Source organism: Neobacillus cucumis, assembly GCF_023715505.1.
The window spans coordinates 362,835-383,822 of record NZ_JAMBOH010000001.1 but is presented as its reverse complement, the minus strand read 5'-3'; the positions used below and the strand labels follow the sequence as shown (position 1 = coordinate 383,822).

Sequence of the window (20,988 nt, the reverse complement as noted above, 5' to 3'; positions counted from 1 at the left end):
CTCCCCCAATTAAAGTATGGTAAAATGTATGCGTATGTCTTTACGGAATAGAACAGGAGTTGACGGTAATGGACAACCTAACAGAAAAAACAATTAAGAGTGAAGAAATATTTTCAGGGAAGATTATCAGTCTTCATTTGCAAGATGTAGAGCTGCCAAATGGAAAGCATTCAAAGCGTGAAATCATCAAACACCCGGGTGCTGTAGCGGTTATAGCTGTTACCGATGAAAATAAAGTGGTAATGGTGGAACAATATCGGAAAGCATTAGAAAGAACGATTGTGGAAATCCCCGCTGGTAAACTCGAAAAAGGAGAAGAGCCTGAAATCTGTGCGCGGAGAGAATTAGAGGAAGAAACTGGCTATGAGTGCAGCAGTTTGGAACTATTAACATCTTTCTATACATCCCCGGGTTTTGCAGATGAAATTGTCCATGTGTATGTAGCAAAAGGGCTGACAAAAAAAGAGGATGCGGCAGGTCTTGACGAAGATGAGTTTGTTAATCTTGAAGAATTAACTCTTGAAGAAGCATTAAAATATGTAAAAGAACAAAAGATTTTTGATGCAAAAACAATATTCGCTGTTCAGTACTTACAATTACAAGAGGCGTTGAAACATAAATGAATCGCTATTATGTAGATTTACACATTCATATTGGCCGGACCTGGACAGGTAAGCCGGTTAAAATCACGGGTGCTAAATCACTGACATTTACCAATATTATTGAACATGCCCGGCATGAAAAGGGACTGAATATGGTAGGAATCATTGACAGTCATTCACCCGAAGTCATTTTGGAAATGGAAAGCCTTATACAAAGCGGGGAAATATGCGAACATCAAGACGGTGGGTTAATTTTTGGCGATTTAACCGTTATTCCAGGCTCTGAACTGGAAATATATGATGAACAATCAAATGGTCCCATTCATTTGCTTATGTTTTTTCCAAATCTTACGATTATGCGGGAGTTTTCTTCGTGGCTTTCGGGCCATTTGAAAAATATTCAACTGAGTTCTCAACGGATTTATGTAACAGGTCTGGTGTTACAGAAAAAGGTCAAAGATTTAGGGGGCATTTTCATTCCAGCCCATGTGTTTACACCATTCAAAAGTTTATATGGTAAAGGGGTTAATAAATCGCTGACAGAGGTTTTAAATCCGGATTTAATTGATGGGATTGAACTAGGGCTAAGCTCAGACACACACATGGCAGACCAATTAGGAGAGCTTCACAAATATACATTTGTAACCAACTCCGATGCCCACTCCCTAGCAAAAATCGCACGAGAATATCAAGTGATGGCTATGAAAGAGCCAACATTTTTAGAATTGCAAAAAGCGTTAAAAGGGGAAGGCGGCCGCCATATCATTGCCAATTATGGTCTTGACCCATTATTGGGTAAATATCATAAAACTGTTTGTGCGGAATGTCTAAACCCGTTAAACCATGATGATCAACTATGTGATCAATGCGGAAAAAATAAAGTTATTAAAGGTGTAGCAGATCGAATTCTAGAGTTAAAGACAGCGGATACTAGCCCCCCCGGGCGCCCGCCATATGTACATCAAGTGCCGCTTGAGTTTATTCCTGGATTAGGGCCGCGAATGTTAGAGAAGCTGGTTAATCATTTTGGCAGTGAAATGGCTATTTTACATGAAGTTCCATACGACGCTTTAACAGAAGTGGTACCTGCTAAAATTGCTGAGCTCATTATGAAAGCAAGAGAGGGCAATGTAACTCTTGCAGCCGGAGGCGGCGGTAAATATGGGAAAATTGCAGACTAAAATACAATTCACACCCGGCAGCCAGTTTGCCGGGATTTTTCATGGTTGAGGACTTTTCTTTTTTCTATTCCTACTAAAATTTTTTTCGTCATAGAAAAACTAGACTAGCATAGACTTTACTATTCGACCTTTCGTAGTAGGAGGAAATTAAAAATGAAAAAACGATTGTACCAGTCAGATGCCGCCAGTTATTTTCGTGAACATTCCTCAATCTTTTTATTTATTGTTATCTTATTTTTAATGGGAGTAATCTTTGGAGCTATTGTCGTCAATAGCATGAGCATTACCCAGAAGGAAGATTTATTCTATTATTTATCGCAATTTTTCGGCCAAGTTTCCGATGGAACAGTAACAGAGGACAACGATTTATTTTTGCAAAGCTTTTTTCACAACAGCAAATTTATTGGCCTTATGTGGATTCTAGGAATCTCCATTATTGGCCTTCCTATTATATTAATACTTTTATTCCTTAAAGGAATGGTTGTAGGTTTTACAGTGGGATTTTTAGTTAGTCAGATGGGATGGAAAGGCTTTCTGTTAGCCTTTGCCTCCATTCTTCCTCAGAATCTGATTATCATTCCTGTGTTTATATTGATGTCAGCATTCTCAGTCATTTTTTCAATGAGGATGATTAAACGGCAATTTATGAAGAAATATGCTCAGCCAATTATGCCATTTTTTAAACGTTATATTGTTGCCTTAATCGCAGCGGTATTATTCATTTCAGCTGCTTCAGGCGTAGAAGCGTATCTGTCTCCGTGGTTAATGAAAAGTATCATAAGTTCTGTTTCACTAAAATAATTATTAGTTAATATTAATTATTGTATCTTATTTATAATAATTTTATTTTGAATCTCTTTGACCATCTGTTATAATGGAAACTAACAGTGGCGAGGGAGGGCCTTCAGGATGGAAACTAGAATTGAGAGAATTAAGAAACAGTTGCATTCAGCGAGTTATAAATTAACTCCCCAGCGTGAAGCAACCGTTCGAGTTTTGTTGGAAAATGAAGAGGATCATTTAAGTGCGGAAGATGTGTACCTCCTCGTAAAAGAAAAATCGCCTGAGATTGGTTTAGCAACTGTTTATCGAACATTGGAATTGCTAACTGAATTAAAAGTTGTCGATAAAATAAATTTTGGTGATGGTGTCTCACGATATGATCTTCGTCAGGAAGGTGCTGCTCATTTTCACCATCATCTTGTATGTATTGAATGCGGAGCTGTTGATGAAATCCAAGAGGATTTACTAGAAGATGTAGAAGCCGTTGTTGAGCGCAGATGGAACTTTAAAATAAAAGATCACCGCTTAACCTTTCATGGTATCTGTCACCGCTGCTTGGATAAGAATAAGGATGAGGAAGCAGAATAATAAGAAACAGAAGTCCCTTTCACTGAAAAGGACTTTTTTCTTTTGTGTCAGAGCGAAGCAGGTATATATTTTGTCCATTTTGGCATACCTTTTAATAGAATAAGTATTGGGGGATGGAAGAATGGTCTCTTTTCTTAAAGTGGCGCTCCAGACATTAAAGGTATTTATCATTTTCACCGGGTGCACGATTCTCTTTTATTATGGTATTATGTGGGTATCTGAGGAGTATCAAAATTATCATCGCTATGATGAACCGGAAGGATCTGCGCTAAAGGTATCAAATGCAGTGAAAGAAGACAGTTCATCTGTAATAGACCGGCTGATGTTGTTTTACTTAAATGGGGAGTAATCGTGATGGAAAACCAGTTAAAAGTTTTTTTGGATTATTTAATAGTAGAAAAAGGTTTAGCAAAGAATACGATTATTTCGTATGAACGGGATTTGAAAAGCTATCTTCATTATTTAAAAAGTGTGGAAGTCATTCAATCTTTAAATGAAGTTCAGCGTATTCATATTCTTCATTTTTTAAATTTTTTAAAGGACCAAGGGAAGTCCTCCAAGACGGTGGCAAGACATATTGCCTCTATTCGGGCGTTTCATCAGTTTTTATTAAGAGAAAAGGCGGTAGACCAAGACCCCTCTGTTTTAATAGAAACGCCGAAACTTGATCGGGCACTTCCTAAGGTTTTGGATTTAGTTGAAGTAGAGAAATTACTTAATACCCCTAATCCAAATGATCACTTTGGTATAAGAGACAAGGCCATGTTAGAGCTCCTATATGCAACAGGGATGCGTGTAAGTGAATTAATAGCTTTAGAAATAGACGATGTTCATTTAACACTCGGCTTTATCCGGTGTATTGGAACGGGAAACAGGGAGCGGATTATTCCGATAGGAAAAACTGCATTAGCAGCAATCAAGCAATATTTTGAAAACGGCAGACCTTATTTTGTTACGGAGAAGCACAAGGATGATGCACTGTTCTTAAATCATCAAGGGCATCGATTAACGAGACAAGGTTTTTGGAAAATATTAAAAAAACTGGCACAAGAAGCAGGAATTGATAAAGAGCTTACCCCTCATATCCTTCGCCATTCTTTTGCTACACATTTGCTTGAAAATGGTGCCGATTTAAGAGCTGTTCAAGAGATGTTAGGACATGCCAATATTTCGTCTACAGAAATATATACCAATGTTTCGAAAGCAAGAATCAAGGATGTTTACAGTAAATTTCATCCACGAGCTTAATAGATTGATAGCCTAAAATTCATTTACAATCGTGTAAAAAGTCGTCCTAAATTTTAGCGGCTTTTTTCTTGTGTTTTTAGAAACTTAGAGTAAAATAAAGATGTCAGACTTCTGACGAATGATTTATTCAATGACTTTCATAAACCTATTTTTATGAGGACAACCTATAGCTGTCTGATTCTTATTTGCAAACGTTTTCTATGTCAAGGAGGTAGTAGTGTATGACTGCAAATACATACAAACGTATATTTATCATTGTAATGGATTCTGTTGGGATCGGGGAAGCACCTGATGCTGAAAAGTTTGGAGACAAAGGGGCCGACACATTTGGTCATATTGCTGAAAAAATGAACGGTCTGAATATGCCCAATATGGGAAAATTAGGATTAAGCAACATTCGTGAAATTAAAGGAATCACTAAAGCAGAAAAACCGTTAGCCTTCTATACAAAAATGATGGAGGCTTCAAATGGAAAAGATACGATGACTGGGCACTGGGAAATTATGGGCCTTAATATCCAAACACCGTTTCGTGTGTTCCCAGAAGGATTTCCGGACGAGCTTGTAACAGAACTAGAAAAACGAACAGGAAGAAAAATTATTGGAAATAAACCTGCAAGCGGAACCGAAATATTAGATGAGCTTGGCGAGGAACATATAAAAACAGGGGCATTGATTGTCTATACTTCTGCAGATTCTGTTCTGCAAATTGCGGCTCATGAAGAAATTGTCCCGCTTGAAGAGTTGTATAACATCTGTAAAATTGCTCGCGAATTGACACTTGATGAAAAATATATGGTTGGTCGTGTGATTGCCCGCCCATTTCTAGGTGAACCAGGCAGCTTTAAGCGTACGCCAAATCGTCATGATTATGCCTTAAAACCTTTTGATAGAACCGTAATGAGTGAGTTAAAGGACTCAGGATTTGATGTAATTGCGATTGGTAAGATTTCTGATATTTACGACGGAGAAGGGGTAACAAAATCTCTTAGAACCGTTTCGAATATGGATGGTATGGATAAACTTGTGGAAACTTTTGATATGGATTTCAATGGTATTAGTTTTTTAAATTTAGTTGATTTTGATGCATTATACGGCCATCGCCGTGACCCAGAAGGATATGGAAAGGCACTTGAGGAATACGATGCCCGCCTGCCCGAAGTGTTTGCAAAGATGAAAGATGATGATGTGTTAATGATCACAGCCGACCACGGAAATGATCCTATTGCTCCAGGAACAGACCATACACGTGAATATGTTCCATTACTGGTCTATTCTAAGAGTATGAACGGCGGCAAAGAACTTCCATTAAGGGAAACATTCGCAGACCTTGGTGCCACAGTTGCTGACAACTTCAATGTAAAGATGCCTAACTATGGCAAAAGCTTCTTACATGATTTGAAATAGGAGAGTGATAAAGATGAATATTGAAAGCATTCAAAATGCAGCACAATTTTTAAAAGAAAAATATCAAACAACACCAAAAGTAGGTCTTATTTTAGGTTCAGGTCTCGGTGTACTAGCGGAGGAAATAGAAAATCCCGTTAAAACACCTTACAACCAAATCCCTGATTTCCCAATTTCAACAGTCGAAGGCCATGCTGGACAGCTAGTTTTCGGTCAGTTAAATGGGGTAGAGGTTGTTGCGATGCAAGGCAGATTCCATTTCTATGAAGGATACAATATGGATAAAGTAACATTCCCCGTTCGTGTTATGAAAGAAATGGGGGTTGAAATGTTAATTGTCACCAACGCTGCTGGAGGGGTGAATGAAAGCTTTTCCCCTGGCGATTTAATGATCATAACAGACCATATTAATAATATGGGGACCAATCCATTGGTAGGGCCCAATGATTCTAATTTAGGTGTACGTTTCCCTGATCTTTCAGAAGCTTATTCCAAGGAATTACGCAGAATTGCCAGAGAGATTGCGGACCGGTTAAACCTTAATATCAAAGAAGGGGTATATTTTGGAAACCCTGGTCCGGTTTATGAAACGCCGGCAGAAATCCGAATGGTTCGTATTTTAGGTGGGGATGCGGTAGGGATGTCCACTGTTCCCGAGGTCATTGTAGCTCGTCACAGTGGGATGAAAGTTCTTGGGATTTCCTGTATTTCAAACATGGCAGCAGGGATCCTTGATCAGCCACTAACCCATAATGAAGTTATTGAAACAACAGAAAAAGTGAAAGCCGACTTCCTTTTGTATATTAAAGAAATTGTGAAAGGGATTGGTCAGTAACTAGAACGCTCCCTCTTAAAAAGGGCTTTCAAATGATTATAAAAAAATGTGGTGATAATTAATGAGAATGGTTGACTTAATAGAGAAAAAAAGAGATGGACAAGAATTATCAACAGAAGAAATTACATTTATTATAAACGGCTACACGGAAGGATCGATTCCCGATTATCAGGTTAGTGCTTTAACAATGGCCATCTATTTCAAGGGGATGACAGAAAAGGAGAGAGCAGATTTAACCATGGCAATGGTTCAATCTGGTGATCAAATCGATTTATCACAAATTCAAGGAATTAAGGTCGATAAGCACTCCACAGGGGGAGTTGGTGACACAACCACTCTTGTTCTTGGCCCACTTGTAGCTGCCGTCGGAGTGCCAATTGCAAAAATGTCCGGACGTGGTTTAGGCCACACCGGTGGAACCATTGACAAATTAGAAGCAGTTAAAGGATTCCATGTTGAAATTGAGAATGAAGAATTTATCGATTTAGTTAATAAAAATAAAATTGCGGTTATTGGACAGAGTGGAAACTTAACCCCTGCTGACAAGAAGCTATATGCACTGCGGGATGTTACCGCAACTGTCGATAGTATTCCGCTCATTGCAAGCTCGATTATGAGTAAAAAAATCGCCGCTGGAGCAGATGCCATTGTCCTAGATGTTAAAACAGGTGCCGGTGCCTTTATGAAGACATTGGAAGATTCTAAAGAATTAGCAAAAGCAATGGTACGAATCGGAAATAATGTTGGCAGAAAGACAATGGCGGTTATTTCGGATATGAGCCAGCCGCTTGGATATGCCATTGGAAATGCCCTTGAAGTAAAAGAAGCGATTGATACCTTAAAGGGAGAGGGCCCTGAGGACCTAACGGAGCTCTGTTTAACCCTTGGCAGCCACATGGTTTACTTAGCAGAAAAAGCAAGCTCTTTAGAAGAGGCTCGTCAAAAACTAGAGAATGCCATTAAAGACGGTTCTGCATTAGAAAAATTAAAAGTCTTTTTGAGTTCTCAAGGTGGAGATGCATCCATCGTTGATAACCCTTCTAAAATGCCACAAGCACAATATGTGTTTGAACTAGAAGCAAAAGAAGATGGCTATGTAGCTGAAATAGTGGCCGATGAAGTTGGAACGGCAGCTATGATCCTCGGTGCGGGCCGAGCCACAAAAGAATCTACGATTGATTTAGCTGTTGGCCTTGTTTTGCGAAAGAAAATCGGTGATCAAGTGAAAAAAGGGGAATCCCTTGTAACTATTTACAGTAACTTTGAAAATGTCGACGAAGTAAAAAAGAAGCTTTATGAAAATATCAAGATTTCATCCGCTAAAATAGAAGCTCCCATCCTTATCCACGGCGAAATAACAGAATAAAACCAAAGGGTGACAGGCACCATGTGATAATTTCACATGGTACCTGTCACCCTTTTCCATTTTATCAGCTTAATTAATTTGGAATTATAGGAAATAATTGTATAAAGTAAGGTGATTTGGAAAAAATGGAGATTATAAAGAATGGAGGGTTATGCGAATGAAACGATTTGTCTCTTTCATAGTGACATCTTTTTTACTAACTAGTTTATGGATTCCATCTGCATTTGCTGCTGAAGAGAAAAAGAATACTGATATTGTCAGCAATGTTAAATCCGCTATTTTAATTGAACGAGATACAGGCACAGTCCTATATGAAAAAAATAGTAACGAAGAGCTGCCGCCTGCGAGTATGACAAAAATTATGACGATGCTCCTCATTATGGAGGCAATTGACGAAGGCAAACTATCCTGGAATGAAAAAGTACGAACAAGTGAGTATGCAGCCTCTATGGGGGGCTCACAAATTTTCCTTGAACCAGGCGAAGAAATGACGACCAAAGAAATGTTAAGAGGAATTGCCATTGGATCAGGAAATGATGCCTCCGTTGCCATGGCAGAAAGAATAGCAGGTTCGGAAGATGCGTTTGTCGATATGATGAACGCTAAAGCAAAAGAGCTGGGATTAAAGCATACATTCTTTAAAAATACTACCGGGCTTCCGGTCAGCGGTCATTATAGCACAGCAGCTGATATGGCTATTATGGCAAAAGAACTGCTTAAATATGAAGGTATCACTAAATTTACAGGTATGTACGAAGCATACCTTCGTGAAAATACCGATAAAAAATTCTGGCTGGTTAATACCAATAAATTAGTGCGCTTTTATCCTGGTGTAGACGGATTAAAAACCGGTTTTACTGCCGAGGCAAAGTATTGCCTGACAGCGACAGCCCAAAAAGATGGAATGCGTGTTATTGCTGTTGTTTTTGGTGCACCAACTTCTAAGGAAAGAAATGCACAAGTCACGAAATTGCTTAACTACGCTTTTGCCCAATACCAAACACATCCAATGTTTAAAAGAAATCAAACCATTGCTTTGGTCAAGGTAAGCAAGGGCAAGGAAAAGAAACTAGAAGCAGTTACTAGTGAACCGATTTCCATCCTAACGAAAAAGGGTGAAAAAACACAGGATGTTAAGCAAAAAGTCATTCTTCAAAAAAATCTGAAGGCTCCTATTACGAAGGGGGACCAGGTTGGAAAAATTGAATTAGTTAAAAATGGAAAAGTAATTCTTGAAAGTCCATTAGTCGCCAGCAAGAGTGTGAAAGAAGCAGGCTGGTGGACACTTTATAAACGTGCATTTGGAATGTTTACAAAGTCAGGAAAGTAAATGATTATTCATCTATATGAAATTACTGGTTAACAACACTTGTCGAAACTTCAAACTACAATACTAATTTTAGCGAAATAGGACTAGTTTTGTATGTATAGAAGGATATTTTCATTAAAAAAGCGAATTGACTCACTATACCAGATTAAGGAGGACGGGAATAGTGAGTCTTAACATTGAAATGGAAACAAAACACGATGTTTTATGTATTCGCTTAAGTGGGGAGTTAGATCATCACACAGCGGATGACCTTCGTGAACAAGCCACAGCTGTTATAGAAAAAAATAATATTCGCCATATTGTATTAAATTTAGAACAACTCTCTTTTATGGATAGTTCTGGATTAGGAGTTATTTTAGGAAGATACAAACAAATAAAGCAAGTGCACGGTGAAATGGTGGTATGTGCGATTTCCCCTGCAATACAAAGATTATTCGATATGTCTGGTTTATTCAAAATCATCAAAATGGAACCGACTGAGGAATTTGCATTGCAAAGATTGGGGGTGGCCTGAGTGAAGAATGAAATGAATCTTCAATTCAGTGCTTTAAGTCAAAATGAGTCGTTTGCCCGTGTTACCGTCGCTGCTTTTATTGCCCAGCTTGATCCAACGATGGATGAGCTAACCGAGATTAAAACGGTCGTTTCAGAGGCCGTAACAAATGCGATTATTCATGGTTATGAAAATGATCCAAGCGGGATCGTTTATATTCAGGTAACGATTGAGGAAAGTCTGATTGATATGACAATTAAAGATGTTGGTTTAGGTATAGCAGATGTGGAGGAAGCTCGTCAGCCATTGTTTACAACAAAGCCGGATTTGGAACGTTCCGGTATGGGATTCACCATCATGGAAAATTTCATGGATGAGGTAGAGGTTCATTCACAGCCAGGCAGCGGAACCGAGGTTAGATTAAGGAAGCATTTAAAACTTAACAAAATGCTTTGCAATTAAGGAGACTTGCCGATGGATGTGGAGGTCAAGAACGATAAAAGTCAAACATACTTAAAAGATCATGAAGTAAAAGAGCTCATTAAAAAGAGCCAAGCCGGAGATCAAGAATCTAGAGATTTAATCGTTGAAAAGAATATGCGTCTTGTTTGGTCCGTTGTCCAGCGGTTTCTTAATAGGGGTTATGACCCTGATGACTTATTCCAAATTGGTTGTATTGGATTACTAAAATCGGTTGATAAGTTTGACCTTTCCTATGATGTCAAATTTTCCACTTATGCAGTACCAATGATTATTGGTGAAATCCAACGTTTTATCCGTGATGACGGAACTGTAAAGGTAAGTCGTTCACTGAAAGAAATGGGGAACAGAATTCGAAAAGCGAAGGATGAATTATCCAAAACGCTTGGAAGGATTCCGACTGTAAATGAGATTTCAGCTCATTTGGAACTTTCACCGGAGGATGTAATCCTTGCCCAAGAAGCAAGCAGGACACCATCATCCATTCATGAGACAGTATATGAAAATGACGGGGATCCAATTACCTTACTAGACCAAATAGATGACGGTAATGAAGGAAAATGGTTTGATAAGATTGCATTAAAAGAAGCGATTCGTGAACTTGATGAACGGGAAAGACTGATTGTTTATTTGCGATATTATAAAGATCAAACCCAATCTGAAGTGGCTGTTAGGCTGGGAATTTCCCAGGTACAGGTTTCACGGCTTGAGAAGAAGATATTACAACAAATGAAGGACCGCATGGATCTTTGATCCATGCGGTTTTTCATTTGCTTACATGAAAGGACCGAAGATTATCCATACTATTGATGTGGAAATCATTGTGTGGGAAGTGAATGTTTTGGAAAAAACAATCTACATCCGCATGCGGCATCGAGTTCATGTCCGGCCAGAGGAAAAGATTTACTTAAAGGATGTTGCCCAGATCATTGCCCCAGAAGCGGTCCTGTTTAAATTACAATCAATAATGATCTATCAAGTAACAGAGAAGGATCGGAATATAATCGTTATAGATGTGATGGAGGTAATCAAGAAGATAACAACCACATTTAAGGAAGCTGAAGTTCAATCCATTGGCCCAGCACAGACTATAGTGGAAGTAGTTTTTAAGAAAAAAAAGGTTTCATTGCCTATTTTTATCCTCATATGGTTTTTATTATTTTTTGGTTCTGCTATGACGATTATGAATTTCCATGATGATGTAAGTATGCAAAGCGTTCAGGAAAAAATATATACCATCATTACGGAAAAGAAGGCAGTAAAACCATTACTTTTCCAAATCCCTTATTCTATTGGTCTGGGCCTTGGAATGATTCTCTTTTTTAATCATGTGTTCAAACACCGTTTAAATGAAGAACCCAGTCCACTTGAAGTCGAAATCTTTAATTACCAGCTTGATTTAGATAATTACGTAGTAATCCATGAAAATAAGGAAAGTATGAAGCATATTGATGACGATTAAAATCCTAGCAGTTATCTTTATAGGTCTTGCAAGTGGATTAATGGTAGGCGCTGGTTTTGTTGCATTTTTAACTGTACTGGGGATTATCCCTAGACTGACACAACTTTCCAAATCAATGAAAATGATTCCGTTATATGAATGGGCTGTTGTGTTGGGCGTACTAGTCGGGGTGTTCGCAAGCTTAAGGGACCCTGCATTGCATGTCTCTGCCTATTTTTTAATCCCCTTAGGACTTACAGGAGGGGTATTCGTAGGCATGCTGGCGGCAGGGTTAACTGAAGTAGTAAATGTGTTTCCAATCCTCACTAAAAGGATCCGGCTAGATGGACAAATAATCATTCTAATCATGGCAATCGTGTTAGGGAAAATTTTTGGGTCAATTTTTCAGTGGCTATATTTTATCAATCATTAAAAAACTGAACATCAGCTGTGAATCAACTCTTATTTGAAAGTAAGATAATAAGGAATTTTAAATTTTATGGTCAATAACTCATTAATTAGGAAGGGACATCAGATTATGAGTATTCGGAGGCGCGTCATTTTAATTACTGACGGTGATGAATATGCAAAAAGGGCTGTTGAACATGTAGCCAAAGAGATTGGCGGACGTTGTATAACAAGCTCCTATGGAAATCCTTCCAAATTAACGGGACCGGAAATCGTTAAGTTAATTAAAAAAACACCGCACGACCCGGTATTAGTGATGTTTGATGACAGCGGAATTGTAGGGGAAGGTGCTGGCGAATCCGCTTTGAAATATGTTGCCACACATGAAGATATTGAAGTTTTAGGAGCTATTGCGGTTGCAGCAAGGTCCAGGCATGAGGAATGGACAAGAGTGGATGTAAGTATTGACCGGGATGGAATTTTAACCCCGTATGGTGTCGATAAATATGGAATACAAGAACTGGAACTCGGAAGGATTAATGGAGATACAGTATATTGTCTTGATGAATTAAGTATTCCTATTATCGTAGGAGTGGGCGATATTGGAAAAATGGCAAGGCAAGATTCATACAAGTTGGGTTCCCCAATAACCAAAAAAGCTGTAGAACTTATACTTGAAAGGAGTGGCTTTCGTGTCAAGGAGCGATGAGCAAAAATGGCCAATCCCTGAATCAGTAAATGAGATAGAAAATTATATGAAACAAAGAGTTGGGCTGGGCATCAGCTTTGACTTAGGCGTTAGGAAGCTGAACGTCCTCAAGAAAGATGTACAAATATATTACTGTAACGGTCTTTGTGATACCCGTTTTATTATCGAATTAATAGAAGAATTAGTCCAGCTAAACAACCATGAAAAACAATCAACGGACATTTACAAGCTTATTTATAATCGGCTTCTTAATCAATCCGTTCAGCCCATTCATAAATTAGATGAGCTCGTGGATTTAGTTCTTTCCGGCCAGATTGTCGTAGTTATTGAAGGTGAAAAAACGGCATTAGCCGTTGATGTAAGAAGTTATCCAGGACGGACGCCCCAAGAGCCGGATACAGAAAAGGTGGTCAGGGGTTCACGTGATGGTTTTGTTGAAAATATCATCCTAAATACGGCGCTAACGAGACGAAGAATTAGAGATGAACGCCTGCGTTTTGAAATGATCAAGGTAGGAGAAAGATCAAAAACGGATGTGGCAATAGGCTATTTAGAGGATGTCGCAGATGCTGATTTATTAAATATATTAAGAAAAGAAATAAAGGCGATTAAAGTTGACGGAATTCCTATGGGAGATAAAACGATTGAGGAATTCATTGTCAAACAGGGATGGAATCCCTTTCCGATGGTAAGATACACAGAAAGAGCGGATGTGGCTGCGGCACATATATTAGAAGGTCATGTCATTATCTATTGTGATACATCACCAAGTGTCATTATTACTCCAACAACGTATTTTCATCATGTGCAGCATGCTGAGGAATTTCGGGAATCTCCTGCAATGGGAACCTTTGTAAGATGGACAAGGTTTCTAGGAATATTAGCTTCTATCATATTGCTTCCACTTTGGTTACTATTTGTGGTGGAACCATCCTTATTGCCTGAAAATATTGCCTTTATTGGGCCGAATAAACAAACCAATATTCCAGTGGTTGTCCAATTGATATTGGCGGATTTTGGTATTGAATTTTTAAGAATGGCTGCTATACATACTCCAACCCCATTATCCACAGCAATGGGTTTAATTGCCGCCGTTTTGATAGGACAAATCGCGATTGATGTAGGGCTGTTTGTTCCGGAAGTCATCCTTTATGTGGCAGTTGCAGGTATAGGTACGTTTACAACGCCAAGTTATGAATTAGGTGTAGCGAATAAGATTGCGAGAATGATCCTAATGATTTTGGTTGCCCTGTTCCATATACCAGGATTTGTGATAGGGTGCACAGCGATGTTTTTATTTGTAGTTCATATGCGTGCGTTTAACACACCATACTTTTGGCCATTCCTTCCTTTTGAACCAAAAGGATTTATGCAAATTCTCATTCGCCGTGCCATTCCAGGCTCCCTGCTAAGACCAAGTATTGTTCGGCCTCGAAATCGTTTCAGGCAGCCGCCTGGTGCAAATGAGAAGTAATGGTTTTTTTTACAATTGCAGTTTTAATTAAGTTATGCTAAAGTTATTTTATTTAAATAAAGGATTAAACTAGTCAAAAAAAAAATAGGCAGCATCTTTTGCGGATTCTGTCTATTTATTTTTGAGTTTGTCTCATAGACTATAGTAGTGGAACGGAGAGAGGGAGAGGGAATGTATTTTTACGGATCAACAGGTGTAAATAAGAACGGGAATCTAGAAATAGGCGGAGTTGATGCCGTTGAGTTAGCACGGCAATACGGGACTCCTCTGTATGTTTATGATGTAGCCTTGATGAGAGAAAGGGCAAGAGGTTTTAAACAAACCTTTGATGAGTTAAATGTGACTGCTCAGGTAGCATATGCTAGCAAAGCTTTTTCGACCGTTGCTATGATTCAGTTGGCGGAAGAAGAGGGATTATCGCTGGATGTTGTATCTGGAGGGGAGTTATATACCGCTATCGTTGCTGGATTTCCTGTTGAAAGAATTCATTTTCACGGAAATAATAAAAGCAGAGAAGAATTAGAGATGGCTTTAGAGCACAAGATAGGCTGTATTGTCGTTGATAACTTTTTTGAACTCAACCTGTTAAAGGATCTATGCCGGGAAAAAAATGCGAATGTTAATATTCTATTAAGGGTCACACCTGGTATAGAAGCGCATACTCATGATTACATCTTAACCGGACAAGAAGATTCAAAATTTGGCTTTGATCTTCAAAACGGCCAGGCAGAAAATGCATTAAAAATGGCCATTGAAAATAACTTCTTTAATGTTCTTGGTCTGCATTGCCATATTGGTTCGCAGATATTTGAAACGACTGGTTTCTTATTGGCGGCTAAAAAAATTGTTGAAAAGCTTGAACAGTGGAAAAATGAACTTTCTTTTGAATCTAAGGTCCTAAACTTAGGCGGCGGCTTCGGAATTCGTTACACAAAGGAAGATGAACCGATTCTTCCCTCACAGTATGTTCGGGAAATCATTACCGAGGTAAAACACTTGACGGAGCAGCATTCCTTAAAAATGCCGGAAATATGGATTGAGCCAGGTCGCTCGCTTGTTGGTGATGCTGGTATTACCCTATATCAGGTTGGTTCATCTAAGGAAGTACCAGGTGTTAGAAAATATTTGGCGGTTGATGGAGGAATGAGTGATAATATCCGCCCGGCCCTTTATCAAGCAAAATATGAAGCAGTGCTCGCTAATAAACCATTAGCTAAGGCAAATCAAACCGTCTCTATTGCCGGAAAGTGCTGTGAATCAGGTGACATGCTGATATGGGACCTGCCGCTGCCTGAATCTGGGGAAGAAGATATTCTCGCAGTATTTTGTACAGGGGCATATGGTTATTCTATGGCTAACAACTATAACCGAATTCCTCGCCCAGCCGTTGTGTTTGTGGAAAACGGACGGGCTACACTTGTGGTGAAAAGAGAATCCTACGAGGACTTGGTGCGATTGGATTTGCCGTTAAAATAAGCACGCAATTCTAACCATTTAATGACTAGAACAAATTATAAAAGCTGCCGCAAACAATTGCGGCAGCTTTTCATTTCACTTCCATTCTTATGAAAAAATGGCTTTTATCGTATTAATCAACCAGATGAAAAATTGCTTGAGTTTTTCTAAAAACCCTTGCCCCTCATCGGATTGTAGAAATTTAGAAATTTGATCTTTTGCTTTATTAAGCTGGTCACTAACTTGGTTCCAGTCAATATTTAAATCAATCAGCTTATTAAAAAAGTCAATTAGACTGTTCAGTTCCGCATCTGAAAGGGTTACATTTAAATCTTTTGCGGCTTGTTCAATCATGCTTCGTAATTCTGCATCATTTTTTGGCTTATTCTTCGCAATTTCCTCTTTAACCTTTGCAATTAAGGCAGCTGCATTCTCAGCACCAATTGAGTCGCCTAATTTTGCGGTTTCCACCATTTCTTCATTCGCTGCTTGTTTTACATCTTCAGGTATCGTTTTATCCGCAGAAATTTCATATGCCTTAATAATTCCGGTTAAGGCAGCTGTTCCAGATACCGAAATAGGTGCAGTGATATAGATATTAGCATCTTTAACCCCAGCTGTAATTAGGGCATTGACATACATCTCATCCGTAACCCAGTTGATATTGTTTGTTTTAACCTTAATCCCAGCTCCCTTTGGGGCAATGGTTATGGCAGATGAAGAAATGGCCTTCGTTCCAATCAAAGATTTCGCGATGTACTTTCCTAAATACTGATGTTCTTCTTGATTTGTAACGGTAATTATTTGTACATCAGCAGGTGCACCCATCTCTTCTAATAAATTACTTTTTTGCGTTTCTGTTAGATTTTCTCCTAGAGTAACAATCATATCTCCTTCAGCCATGTCAGCAAAGCTATGAATAGGATAAAGGCTAATAAGTGATAAGAGTAGAAGAACGAATATTTTTTTCATTTCGGGCCTCCTTGAAGTTTTAAGCAAAACTGGAATATAAAATCCCTTTTACTAATATAACCTAAACCATTAATATAAACGTAATATTTTATCTGAAAGTTTCATAGTTTCGAAGCTTGGCATACATTCAACAACATTTAAAAGAGAAAATAGATTATTTTTGTTATATAGTGTAGAATGGTGGCAGGATAGAATGCTTTTGGAGGAACTTTCTGTTATGAAAAGTAACTGGTTATTATTTGGGATTCTAATTGGTCTCTCTGTAATCTGGGGATTGATTTACTGGATTTTTATTGTTCCTGGTAAATAATGGATACTTCAATTTGATGATTGCCCATTATTTATGTATTATGTTGTTTAGTGAAACACTATAAATTCAAATTACATATAATGAATAAATGTTTATTATTCAATATTTAGGAAAAAATATACTATTGTTAAACCAGACAGAAAAACGGTTTATTTAATATAATGAGGGATCAAAATGTTAATTCGATACAAGAAAACTTTCGAAAAGATTGCCATGGGCTTATTGTCCTTTATGCCGGATGAAAAGGACTTAAAGAAGCTCCAGGCAACGATGAAAAAATATGAATCCGAAGAAAATTGGCAGCTTTTTCTTTGGAAGGAAGAAGATATAATCGGCCTGCTTGGAGTCCTTTTTGATCATCCAGGCAATAAGATTATCGTTCAGCATATTTCTGTAAACCCATCCCATCGCTTTCAAGGCATCGGGAAAAAAATGGTGAAGGCATTAAAAGAAATGTATGCAGATAAAGTAATTATATCCAATGAAAACACAGCTTCTTTTATTGAAAAATGTGATGTTTGCTAAGATACGTAAAAGGCAACGGATTAGTCGTTGCCTTTTCTTAATTTTAGAGATTGATTTCTTTCTTCGAGTACACTAGTTCGATCCCGTAAGATGTGTCGATGAACTAAATGATCATTTGTAAGGTCACTCTTCATACCCCAAACAAACCCATTCTGCTTACAATACCTCCTGCATTGATCCAACAGGGCTTGATCCCCGATTGGCAGGTTAAAACTAATATATCTTTGTTGATTAGTGATGTTGGATAGCCGACTTGTTAATATATCTTGAAGCAAATGCGGGTCCAATCCAAGCTTTATGACAGAATCGGGCTGTGTCTTAAAAATGGTTATTGCTTTTTCTAATGTCCTTTTGGCCCCATTAAAGTTGTTTCTTCGGTGATGATAGGCCGAAACTGCTAATAAAATAAGGCCGACCCAGATGGAGTTTTTATTTTTTACATCATTTTTTTTCCAATATTCCTCAAGTATCTCGTGGCACTCAAAATAATCTCTGTCACCATGAAAGTGAGCTAAAAATTGGATATATTCTTTTGGGAACAAAAAATCCCCCCTTTATAGAATTATTTATGTTTAGTTTATCATATTGGGCTTGTCCAATTAACTAATAAAAAAGACCCGCCAAATAGACGGGTCCTAGTTTTTATTTTTAATATTGTCTAACTTTCGCGTCTTATCCGCGCTTTTGCACTTCTTAGTAAACCCAAGAAGCACCCACAATGATTAACAAAATGAATAAAACAACGATTAAAGCAAAACCTGCTCCAAATCCGCCATCCATATGAAAGACCTCCTTGAAAGTTTTTGTTCTTTTCTTTGTCATCATATGTGGGATAGTTGTCCAGTGTTATGGGCAAACACCCTAACTTCGTGATTAACCATCTAAAGGTTGATTTTTCTATTGGATAACAAACTTGAATCCTCTATACTAATAGTTGTCAGTAAGACTTATAAACAAAGTTAACTTTTTAGAATTTTGGTGAATGAAAATGCCTTATCAGGTAAAAATCGATGCATTTGAAGGGCCGTTAGATTTACTTCTTCATCTAATTAACCGGCTCGAAATTGATATTTATGATATTCCGGTTGCTGAAATTACGGAGCAATACTTACTATATATTCAAACAATGAATGAACTGCAGTTAGATGTTGCAAGTGAATTCTTGGTTATGGCTGCGACATTGCTTGCGATTAAGAGCAAAATGCTCTTACCGAAACATGAAGAGGTAATAGATGAAGTGGACCAAGAGATCTCATATGACGATGACCCGAGAGATGAACTGGTTGAACGCTTAATTGAATACCGAAAATATAAAGAAGCCGCCCATGACCTAAAAACCTTGGAGGAAGAGCGCGGGCTTATGTATACCAAACCCCCGAGTGATCTTTCTGATTTTACTAAAGGGATAAATCCTGAACCGACAGAATTAAATGTATCCTTGTATGATATGCTTGCTGCCTTCCAGAAACTATTGCGCAGAAAGAAATTGCAGCGGCCGATGTCCACAAAGATTGCTCGACAGGAAATATCGATTGAAAAAAGAATGAACGAAATAATGGATGAATTACACCACTTGCAGGGGAAGAAAAATTTTAATGACTTGTTTCCTTACCCACGGAAGGACCATATTGTTGTTACATTTTTAGCCATATTGGAATTAATCAAGAGAAAGGCGATAGATGTGGACCAGAAAGAAAATTTTGGTGATATATTTGTAGAAGCCGTGAAGGAAGGGGCTAATTAAGTGGAAATTATAAATTGGAACAGTATACTAGAGAGTCTATTATTTGCCGCTGGAGATGAGGGACTATCCCTAAAACAACTGGCGGAGGTATTAGAAGTCGATGAGCTGCATGCCAGCGAAATGATTGAGGACTTGCGTCAAGAGTACGACCGCGATGACAAAAGGGGCATTATGATCGTTCAATTGGCAGGAACATTTCAGCTTGCCACGAAAAAGGAAAATGCAGCCTATTTAAAAAAATTAGTAGATTCCCCCCATACTTCTACACTTTCACAAGCGGCTTTAGAAACATTGGCAATTATTGCTTATAAACAACCGATTACCCGTGCAGAAATTGAAGATATCCGTGGAGTAAAAACAGAGCGGCCACTCCATACCCTAATGGCAAAAGCTTTAATAAAAGAAGCTGGCAGAGCGGAAGGAACAGGCCGTGCTATTTTATATGGAACCACAAAAGAATTTCTAGACTATTTCGGTTTGAAAAACTTAAAAGAATTGCCACAGTTACCAGAAAAAGTCGAAGAGGAATATACTCAGGAAGAAGCGGACCTGTTTTTTGAGAAATTTCAGGAAACAATTAACTCTTAACTAAATCTTCAGGAGGAATTTATGCTAAAATAAATATAAATTTATAAAGCTTGTATGATTTAGATTTATTGTGGCAGCTAGTTGATAAGGAGAGGGAGTATATTGCTAATCAGAGAGTGTAAGGGATATGAATTGGAGAAGGAAAAATCAAATACTTCAGAGGACTTTTTTAACAGAAGCGAAGTTACGTTTTTTGAAGAAGGACAGGAAAAAACGCTTCATGTCTTATATGTAAGGTATTTTGATGAGCTCTTTCAAGAGTTTACTCCGTACAAGCAAGACCCTATTATAAATCAAGGAACTAATGCAGTTTATTTTAAGGATATTGTTGCACTTGTTTGTCTTTTAAAAAATCCAGGACTTCGAAGCCGAAAAAGATTATATATTAATTCTAAGCACGAGTTTGCTTCTTATTTTCAAGATATTAATTTTAATAAGTTACCTGAAGTATTTCTAGGTATCCAGCAAAATAAAGAGTTTGAACTCCATTCTCCACTTGAATTCATTTTGCAATCACATTAATCAGCACAGCTAATTTAGGAGGGTAATTATGGGAAATACATTGGTGAAAACACAGCTTAATGATGTAAGGGAATTCTTAACAAAATCAATATCAACACTTGAAGATTTTCTAAATGAAACGACCATCTCGCAATTAAATGTAGAAAATGACGAAGATCGGGTTTACGTTAAATTAATCTTGGCAAACATGCGCAAGTTGGTTGTTTATAGTGAAGAGGGGTTAGAGGCCTGCTCTGTCATTTTACAAAGCGAACCTTTTCAAAAAGCTGCAGCTGAAAAAACGCTATATAAGATTTATCATCAATGTATTGAAGAGTTTTTCTCACCAAAGAATGACGCTTGGTTTGAAAATAGTCGTTCGGCCTATACAGGCAGGAACTCGATTAAATATTATCGCAATGTATCGGATAAGATAACAGCACTTATTAAGAGTTTAGAAAGTGATTTCCAGAGAATAAGGGAAGAACTTGAATACTATGAAACAGATTATCGAACAAAAATGATTCAATCAAAATAAAACAATTAATC

At 38.0% G+C, this 20,988-nt stretch carries 26 protein-coding genes; 23 read left to right on the top strand and 3 right to left on the bottom strand.

Going from position 1 to position 20,988, the window contains the following annotated elements:
* Positions 1-68 precede the first annotated feature (68 nt).
* The 18 genes from M3226_RS02020 to lysA all read left to right on the top strand — a co-directional run bounded on the left by M3226_RS02020 (position 69) and on the right by lysA (position 15,820).
* Positions 69-623, top strand: a complete 555-nt coding sequence (locus tag M3226_RS02020; RefSeq protein WP_251562077.1) for an NUDIX hydrolase — start codon at positions 69-71, stop codon at positions 621-623.
* Entirely contained in the window at positions 620-1,783 is a 1,164-nt protein-coding gene (locus M3226_RS02015; protein WP_251562075.1) for an endonuclease Q family protein, read from the top strand. Before M3226_RS02020 ends, M3226_RS02015 begins: the two co-directional genes overlap by 4 nt.
* A gap of 153 nt (positions 1,784-1,936) precedes the next feature.
* Entirely contained in the window at positions 1,937-2,584 is a 648-nt protein-coding gene (spoIIM, locus tag M3226_RS02010; RefSeq protein WP_251562073.1) for a stage II sporulation protein M, read from the top strand.
* Between the two features lie 108 nt (positions 2,585-2,692).
* The gene (fur, locus tag M3226_RS02005) at positions 2,693-3,154 is read left to right on the top strand and encodes a ferric iron uptake transcriptional regulator (RefSeq protein WP_251562071.1); all 462 of its coding nucleotides are present in this window, start codon (positions 2,693-2,695) and stop codon (positions 3,152-3,154) included.
* A 121-nt stretch (positions 3,155-3,275) separates the two neighbouring features.
* Positions 3,276-3,503 (top strand): YqzK family protein, encoded by a 228-nt coding sequence (locus M3226_RS02000; RefSeq protein ID WP_098533086.1) that lies wholly within the window; start codon positions 3,276-3,278, stop codon positions 3,501-3,503.
* Between the two features lie 5 nt (positions 3,504-3,508).
* Positions 3,509-4,402, top strand: coding sequence for a site-specific tyrosine recombinase XerD (xerD, locus tag M3226_RS01995; protein ID WP_251562069.1), 894 nt, complete (start codon positions 3,509-3,511; stop codon positions 4,400-4,402).
* Between the two features lie 221 nt (positions 4,403-4,623).
* Complete coding sequence (gene deoB / locus M3226_RS01990; RefSeq protein WP_251562067.1) at positions 4,624-5,808, top strand: phosphopentomutase; 1,185 nt, start codon at positions 4,624-4,626, stop codon at positions 5,806-5,808.
* 13 nt (positions 5,809-5,821) lie between these two features.
* On the top strand, positions 5,822-6,643 hold the full coding sequence (locus M3226_RS01985; RefSeq protein WP_251562065.1) for a purine-nucleoside phosphorylase: 822 nt from the start codon (positions 5,822-5,824) through the stop codon (positions 6,641-6,643).
* A gap of 61 nt (positions 6,644-6,704) precedes the next feature.
* Positions 6,705-8,009 carry a pyrimidine-nucleoside phosphorylase gene (locus tag M3226_RS01980; protein WP_251562063.1) on the top strand — a complete coding sequence of 435 codons (1,305 nt, stop codon included), beginning with the start codon at positions 6,705-6,707 and terminating at the stop codon, positions 8,007-8,009.
* 157 nt (positions 8,010-8,166) lie between these two features.
* Entirely contained in the window at positions 8,167-9,339 is a 1,173-nt protein-coding gene (locus M3226_RS01975) for a D-alanyl-D-alanine carboxypeptidase family protein (RefSeq protein ID WP_251562061.1), read from the top strand.
* A 163-nt stretch (positions 9,340-9,502) separates the two neighbouring features.
* Positions 9,503-9,853, top strand: coding sequence for an anti-sigma F factor antagonist (spoIIAA, locus tag M3226_RS01970; RefSeq protein WP_098533076.1), 351 nt, complete (start codon positions 9,503-9,505; stop codon positions 9,851-9,853).
* Positions 9,854-10,294: an anti-sigma F factor gene (gene spoIIAB, locus M3226_RS01965; RefSeq protein WP_144563045.1), complete on the top strand. Its 441-nt coding sequence runs from the start codon at positions 9,854-9,856 to the stop codon at positions 10,292-10,294.
* Positions 10,295-10,306: 12 nt separating this feature from the next.
* Positions 10,307-11,065, top strand: coding sequence for an RNA polymerase sporulation sigma factor SigF (sigF, locus tag M3226_RS01960; protein ID WP_098533072.1), 759 nt, complete (start codon positions 10,307-10,309; stop codon positions 11,063-11,065).
* A gap of 88 nt (positions 11,066-11,153) precedes the next feature.
* Positions 11,154-11,774: a stage V sporulation protein AA gene (locus M3226_RS01955; protein ID WP_251562058.1), complete on the top strand. Its 621-nt coding sequence runs from the start codon at positions 11,154-11,156 to the stop codon at positions 11,772-11,774.
* Complete coding sequence (locus M3226_RS01950; protein WP_144563043.1) at positions 11,764-12,186, top strand: stage V sporulation protein AB; 423 nt, start codon at positions 11,764-11,766, stop codon at positions 12,184-12,186. The genes M3226_RS01955 and M3226_RS01950 overlap by 11 nt, the downstream gene beginning before the upstream one ends.
* A gap of 105 nt (positions 12,187-12,291) precedes the next feature.
* Positions 12,292-12,870, top strand: a complete 579-nt coding sequence (locus tag M3226_RS01945) for a stage V sporulation protein AE (protein WP_251562056.1) — start codon at positions 12,292-12,294, stop codon at positions 12,868-12,870.
* Positions 12,854-14,344, top strand: a complete 1,491-nt coding sequence (locus M3226_RS01940; protein ID WP_251562054.1) for a spore germination protein — start codon at positions 12,854-12,856, stop codon at positions 14,342-14,344. Before M3226_RS01945 ends, M3226_RS01940 begins: the two co-directional genes overlap by 17 nt.
* A 171-nt stretch (positions 14,345-14,515) precedes the next feature.
* On the top strand, positions 14,516-15,820 hold the full coding sequence (gene lysA / locus M3226_RS01935) for a diaminopimelate decarboxylase (RefSeq protein ID WP_251562052.1): 1,305 nt from the start codon (positions 14,516-14,518) through the stop codon (positions 15,818-15,820).
* Between the two features lie 87 nt (positions 15,821-15,907).
* Here the strand turns inward: lysA and M3226_RS01930 are convergent, their stop codons facing one another.
* Positions 15,908-16,771, bottom strand: coding sequence for a DUF1002 domain-containing protein (locus M3226_RS01930; RefSeq protein ID WP_251562049.1), 864 nt, complete (start codon positions 16,769-16,771; stop codon positions 15,908-15,910).
* Between the two features lie 484 nt (positions 16,772-17,255).
* Here M3226_RS01930 and M3226_RS01925 point away from each other — a divergent pair, with 484 nt between their 5' ends.
* The gene (locus M3226_RS01925; protein WP_251562047.1) at positions 17,256-17,606 is read left to right on the top strand and encodes a GNAT family N-acetyltransferase; all 351 of its coding nucleotides are present in this window, start codon (positions 17,256-17,258) and stop codon (positions 17,604-17,606) included.
* A 20-nt stretch (positions 17,607-17,626) separates the two neighbouring features.
* Here the strand turns inward: M3226_RS01925 and M3226_RS01920 are convergent, their stop codons facing one another.
* Together M3226_RS01920 and M3226_RS01915 are read right to left on the bottom strand one after the other, a co-directional pair.
* Entirely contained in the window at positions 17,627-18,148 is a 522-nt protein-coding gene (locus tag M3226_RS01920; protein ID WP_251562045.1) for a DUF309 domain-containing protein, read from the bottom strand.
* A 151-nt stretch (positions 18,149-18,299) separates the two neighbouring features.
* A complete protein-coding gene (locus M3226_RS01915) occupies positions 18,300-18,386 on the bottom strand; it encodes a YjcZ family sporulation protein (protein ID WP_101650965.1) in 87 nt (28 codons plus the stop codon).
* A 208-nt stretch (positions 18,387-18,594) separates the two neighbouring features.
* On the opposite strand from M3226_RS01915, the gene M3226_RS01910 reads away from it, so the two are divergent.
* From M3226_RS01910 to M3226_RS01895, 4 genes are all read left to right on the top strand, one after another.
* Positions 18,595-19,350 carry a segregation/condensation protein A gene (locus tag M3226_RS01910; protein ID WP_251562043.1) on the top strand — a complete coding sequence of 252 codons (756 nt, stop codon included), beginning with the start codon at positions 18,595-18,597 and terminating at the stop codon, positions 19,348-19,350.
* Entirely contained in the window at positions 19,351-19,938 is a 588-nt protein-coding gene (scpB, locus tag M3226_RS01905) for an SMC-Scp complex subunit ScpB (protein WP_251562041.1), read from the top strand. It abuts the gene before it with no gap.
* 102 nt (positions 19,939-20,040) lie between these two features.
* Positions 20,041-20,460: a hypothetical protein gene (locus M3226_RS01900; RefSeq protein WP_251562039.1), complete on the top strand. Its 420-nt coding sequence runs from the start codon at positions 20,041-20,043 to the stop codon at positions 20,458-20,460.
* 28 nt (positions 20,461-20,488) lie between these two features.
* Positions 20,489-20,977 (top strand): YpuI family protein, encoded by a 489-nt coding sequence (locus M3226_RS01895; RefSeq protein ID WP_251562037.1) that lies wholly within the window; start codon positions 20,489-20,491, stop codon positions 20,975-20,977.
* Positions 20,978-20,988 lie beyond the last annotated feature (11 nt).